The organism is Pseudomonas sp. PS01303, from assembly GCF_029959385.1.
Lineage (GTDB): Bacteria > Pseudomonadota > Gammaproteobacteria > Pseudomonadales > Pseudomonadaceae > Aquipseudomonas > Aquipseudomonas rustica.
Genome location: NZ_JASCPK010000256.1, coordinates 1 through 4,173, shown reverse-complemented (window position 1 = coordinate 4,173; position 4,173 = coordinate 1). Strand labels below are relative to the sequence as shown.

Below are 4,173 nucleotides of genomic sequence, written 5' to 3'. Positions count from 1 at the left end.
CGCGGCCGCCGGCGGCTTTTTGTTTATTTTAACGGCAAAACGACCGCCGCCGGCGGCAGCTCCTACATTGAGGGTGGTGTGATGAAAAGATCGCTGATTGCCTACGTCGCCACGCTGCTGACGTTTCTTCTGCTCGACGGCATCTGGCTGGGGCTGTTGATGGCGCCGACCTACCGCGAACTGCTCGGTTCGCTGATGCTGGAAAAACCGCTGCTGTTACCGGCCGCGGTTTTTTATTGCCTGTATGTTTTTGGCTGTGTGGTGTTTGTGGTGTTGCCTGCGCTGAGTTGGCAGTGGGCGGTGAAGAGGGGGGCGTTGCTGGGGCTGGTGGCGTATGGGACGTATGACCTGACGAATTGGGCGACGTTGCGTGGGTGGTCGGTGCAGGTGACGTTGATGGATTGGGTGTGGGGGATGGTGGCGACGGCTGTGGCTTGTGCGGTTGGGTATTTGCTGGTGAGGCGGTTTGGCCGGCGCTGATCCTTCATATGGGTTGGCAGTGAGGGCCTCTTCGCGAGCAGGCTCGCTCCCACAGGGGAAGGCATTCCAATGGTGGGAGCGAGCTTGCTCGCGAATGGCGGCGCAGCCGACGGCCATTCACCGCTGACGCTACAGAAGAAACAAATGTCTTTTCCAGACGCCTTTTTCCCCTCGACTCATTGATAATCCCCAACACTGTTTTCTGACCAATGGATGGCCTGCCATGTTGTGTGTGTTCGAGGTGTTGCGGTGAGTGTCGAGCGGCGCAATGCCGACCGGTTTGCCCTGCAAGTGATGATCGGCCTGTGCCTGATCTGGGGCGTGCAGCAAGTGATGATCAAATGGGCCGCGCCCGACATCGCGCCGGTGATGCAGGCGGCGGGGCGGTCAGGCATTTCCGCGTTGCTCGTAGGATTGTTGATCTGCTGGAAGGGCGGTTGGGATCAGGTCGGCAACACCTGGCGCGGCGGTTTGCTCGCCGGTGCGTTGTTCGGTCTGGAATTCTTCTTTATCTCCGAAGGCCTGCAACTGACCACGGCCGCGCACATGTCGGTATTCCTCTACACCGCGCCGATCTTCACCGCGTTGGGCGTGCATTTTCTGCTGGCGAGCGAGCGTTTGCGGCCGCTGCAATGGCTGGGGATTCTGTTGGCGTTTCTCGGCATCGCGATTGCCTTCGCCGGCGGTGTGTCGTGGGACAACCTCGACCGGAGCATGCTGCTCGGTGACTTCTTCGGGATTCTGGCCGGTGCCTGCTGGGGCGCGACCACCGTGGTCGTGCGTGCCTCGCGTCTGTCGGACGCGCCGGTGACGTTGACCCTGTTCTATCAATTGATGGTCGGTTTCGTCGGGCTGTTGTTGATCGCGCTGTTCAGCGGCCAGATCACTCACGTCAACCTGACCACGGTGGCGGTGGCCAGTGTGCTGTTCCAAGGGCTGGTGGTGTCGTTCTTCAGTTACCTGGTGTGGTTCTGGCTGTTGCGTCGGTATCTGGCGGCCAATCTCGCGGTGTTTTCGTTTATGACGCCGCTGTTCGGCGTGACCTTCGGCGTGATTCTGCTCGGCGAAGAGCTGAGCCTGAACTTCATCATCGGCGCCGTGCTGGTGTTGCTCGGCATCACCTTCGTCAGCGCCGAACAGTGGGTGCGTCGGCGTTTGCGCAAAGCGCTGGGTCAGTAGCCGCTGGCCGAGCATTCAGGGGGTGCGACAACATGGCTCATGTGGCCAAAGGCAGGGTCGGGGCCAATCCGAATGCGTGTTTAGAAGTGCTGCAGGCTGTCTATCCCGCGGCTTCGGCGGATGTGCGAGAAACGGCTTGAACCAATGGCTGCAGATTCTGTTCCATTCAGTAACAGATCATTGCGGATTTCGCCGAGCATTGCGTAGGACTTCGGACTATTATCAGTGCGAAGCGGCCTCAGAATTCCGGTCGCTCAGCACCACCCTGAAGGGGGCATGACGATGAAAGAGAAAATTCAAAACTGGCTGCACGACTTGGGTGTTGCCCTCGGCTTGATCGAACCGCCTCTGCAACCTGTCCCGATCCGCACCGATGACGAGCAGCGTCGCCGCCAGCCGCGCCGGCGGTAATGATTTCTGGGTAACCGGGATTTATTGTGGCAAGGGGATTTATTGTGGCGAGGGGATTCATCCCCGTTGGGCTGCGCAGCAGCCCCTAAACCATCCATCCCGGTTCTACCTGAAAGACTCTTATCGCTGATATTGGGGCTGCTTCGCAGCCCAACGGGGATAAATCCCCTCGCCACAAGGTCACCTGGCCACAGAGAGCTGATTCAACCTCTCAATGACGTCCAATCTCTATTAAAAACCGGCTCAAGTCATTCGCAGTCTTCGCCGTCTTGAGCATGCGGTCTTCTTCGGCGGTGAACGCCGTCAGTCCGAATTCATCTTCCAGATGAAAGATCAAATCCTCGATATCGGCCTTTTCCAACCCCAATTGCACCAGGCTGGTGTGGTCGTTGAAGTCGTGGTTCTCCAGCAGACGGCGGATGAACCGGTGCACGGCGGCACGCACGGCAGCTCTTCTCATGGCAGATTTTTCTAGTCGTTGTTCTGCTTGAGTGAAGCATCTTCATCAGCACTTTTCTACAGACGAAAAAAACGGGTGTGGCAACCGACGCCACACCCGTCGAAGAAAGCATCAAGTCGTTACATCAAGCTTAGATCGCGCTCGCCACGGTAGCCGGGCGCGGGGAGACCAGGCTGACCACCACGAAACTGATCAGGCCCACAGCCAGGCTGTAGTAGATCGGCGTGTTGGCATCGAGGCCGTCCTTGATCATGAACAACAGGGCGGTGGCGAAACCCAGGCCCATGCTGGCGATGGCGCCGGCGGTGGTTGCGCGTTTCCAGAAGATTGCCCCGATCAACGGGATCAACATGCCGCCGACCAACAGGTTGTAAGCGAGGGTCAGCGCGCTGATCACATCGTTTACCACCAGAGCGATACCCAGCACCACAACACCGGTCAGCAGGGTGAACAGGCGGTTGATGCCCAGGCTCGATTGTTTACCGCCGCGCAGTTTCGGCAGCAGGTCTTCGGTGATGGTGGTGGCAGCGGCGAGCAGACCGGCGCTGGCGGTAGACATCATGGCGGCCAGTGCAGCCGCGATCACCAGACCCCGGATGCCGTCCGGCAGCGACAGTTTGACGATGGCGGCGAAGGCGTTGTTGACGTTGGACAGATCAGGAATCAGCACGTGTGCCGCCATGCCGATCAGGGCGCAGGCCAGGCCGTAGATGATGCAGTAGATGCCGGCGGCGCTGCCGGCATACTTGGCGACTTTTTCGTTTTTGACGGTGAACACCCGTTGCCAGATGTCCTGACCGATCAGAATGCCGAAGAAGTAGATCATGAAGTAGGTGATGATCGTGTCCCAACCGATCGTGGTGAAGTTGAACGCGGTGGCCGGCAACTTCAGCACCAGCTCGTCCCAACCGCCCACGCGGTACAGGCAGATCGGCAACAGGATGAACATCAGGCCGACGGTCTTGATGATGAACTGGACGATGTCGGTCAGGGTCAGCGACCACATGCCGCCGATCGCCGAGTAGATCACCACCACGCCACCACCGACCAATACCGAAACCCAGAACGGCAGGTCAAACAGCACTTGCAGAACGGTGCCGATCGCCAGGATCGAGGTCACGCCGATCATCAGTGCGTAGGCCAGCATGATCAGCGCGGAGGCCGAGCGGGCCATCGGGTTGTAGCGCTTTTCCAGCACTTGGGTAACGGTATAAATCTTCAGTTTCAGCAGCGGTTTGGCCAGAAACAGGTTCAGCGCGAGAATCCCGCAACCCAGCGCGGCGCACAGCCAGAAACCGGAGATGCCATGCACGTAGCCGAGGCGAACGGTGCCGACGGTGGACGCACCACCGAGCACGGTAGCGGCCATGGTGCCCATGTACAGGCTTGGGCCGAGGTTACGACCGGCGACCAGAAAGTCCTCGTTGGTCTTGGCCTTGCGCATGCCGAAATAGCCGAGCAAAAGCATGCCGGCTGCGTAGATGAGGACGACGAATAAATCCAAAGCCATGATGGCGTGTCTCCGATTGTCTTTTTTATGGTGAAACAAAATTGGTTCTGTGTGCTGCTCTTTGTAGGAGTGAGCCTGCTCGCGATAGCTGACTTCCAGTCACATCAATGTTGGATGTGCCGCAGTCATCGCG

5 protein-coding genes are annotated in these 4,173 nt (G+C 58.8%); 3 read left to right on the top strand and 2 right to left on the bottom strand.

All coding sequences use genetic code 11. The features are described 5' to 3' along the window. Positions 1-81 precede the first annotated feature (81 nt). The 3 genes from QMX93_RS29995 to QMX93_RS29985 all read left to right on the top strand — a co-directional run bounded on the left by QMX93_RS29995 (position 82) and on the right by QMX93_RS29985 (position 2,070). Entirely contained in the window at positions 82-480 is a 399-nt protein-coding gene (locus QMX93_RS29995) for a DUF2177 family protein (protein ID WP_282359192.1), read from the top strand. Between the two features lie 249 nt (positions 481-729). Beyond that, entirely contained in the window at positions 730-1,659 is a 930-nt protein-coding gene (locus QMX93_RS29990; protein ID WP_282359191.1) for a DMT family transporter, read from the top strand. A gap of 282 nt (positions 1,660-1,941) precedes the next feature. Beyond that, on the top strand, positions 1,942-2,070 hold the full coding sequence (locus tag QMX93_RS29985) for a PA1414 family protein (RefSeq protein ID WP_003184145.1): 129 nt from the start codon (positions 1,942-1,944) through the stop codon (positions 2,068-2,070). 211 nt (positions 2,071-2,281) lie between these two features. Here QMX93_RS29985 and QMX93_RS29980 read toward each other — a convergent pair whose 3' ends face one another. Together QMX93_RS29980 and QMX93_RS29975 are read right to left on the bottom strand one after the other, a co-directional pair. Further along, entirely contained in the window at positions 2,282-2,530 is a 249-nt protein-coding gene (locus QMX93_RS29980) for an acyl carrier protein (protein ID WP_159814647.1), read from the bottom strand. Between the two features lie 130 nt (positions 2,531-2,660). Beyond that, positions 2,661-4,040, bottom strand: coding sequence for a sodium:solute symporter (locus tag QMX93_RS29975; RefSeq protein WP_053118194.1), 1,380 nt, complete (start codon positions 4,038-4,040; stop codon positions 2,661-2,663). Positions 4,041-4,173: the final 133 nt, after the last annotated feature.

Excerpts from the sequence above, each read along its gene's own strand:
- QMX93_RS29985 (WP_003184145.1), top strand. The coding sequence starts at position 1,942 with ATGAAAGAGAAAATTCAAAACTGGCTGCACGACTTGGGTGTTGCCCTC.
- QMX93_RS29975 (WP_053118194.1), bottom strand. The coding sequence starts at position 4,040 with ATGGCTTTGGATTTATTCGTCGTCCTCATCTACGCAGCCGGCATGCTT.
- QMX93_RS29995 (WP_282359192.1), top strand. The coding sequence starts at position 82 with ATGAAAAGATCGCTGATTGCCTACGTCGCCACGCTGCTGACGTTTCTT.
- QMX93_RS29980 (WP_159814647.1), bottom strand. The coding sequence starts at position 2,530 with ATGAGAAGAGCTGCCGTGCGTGCCGCCGTGCACCGGTTCATCCGCCGT.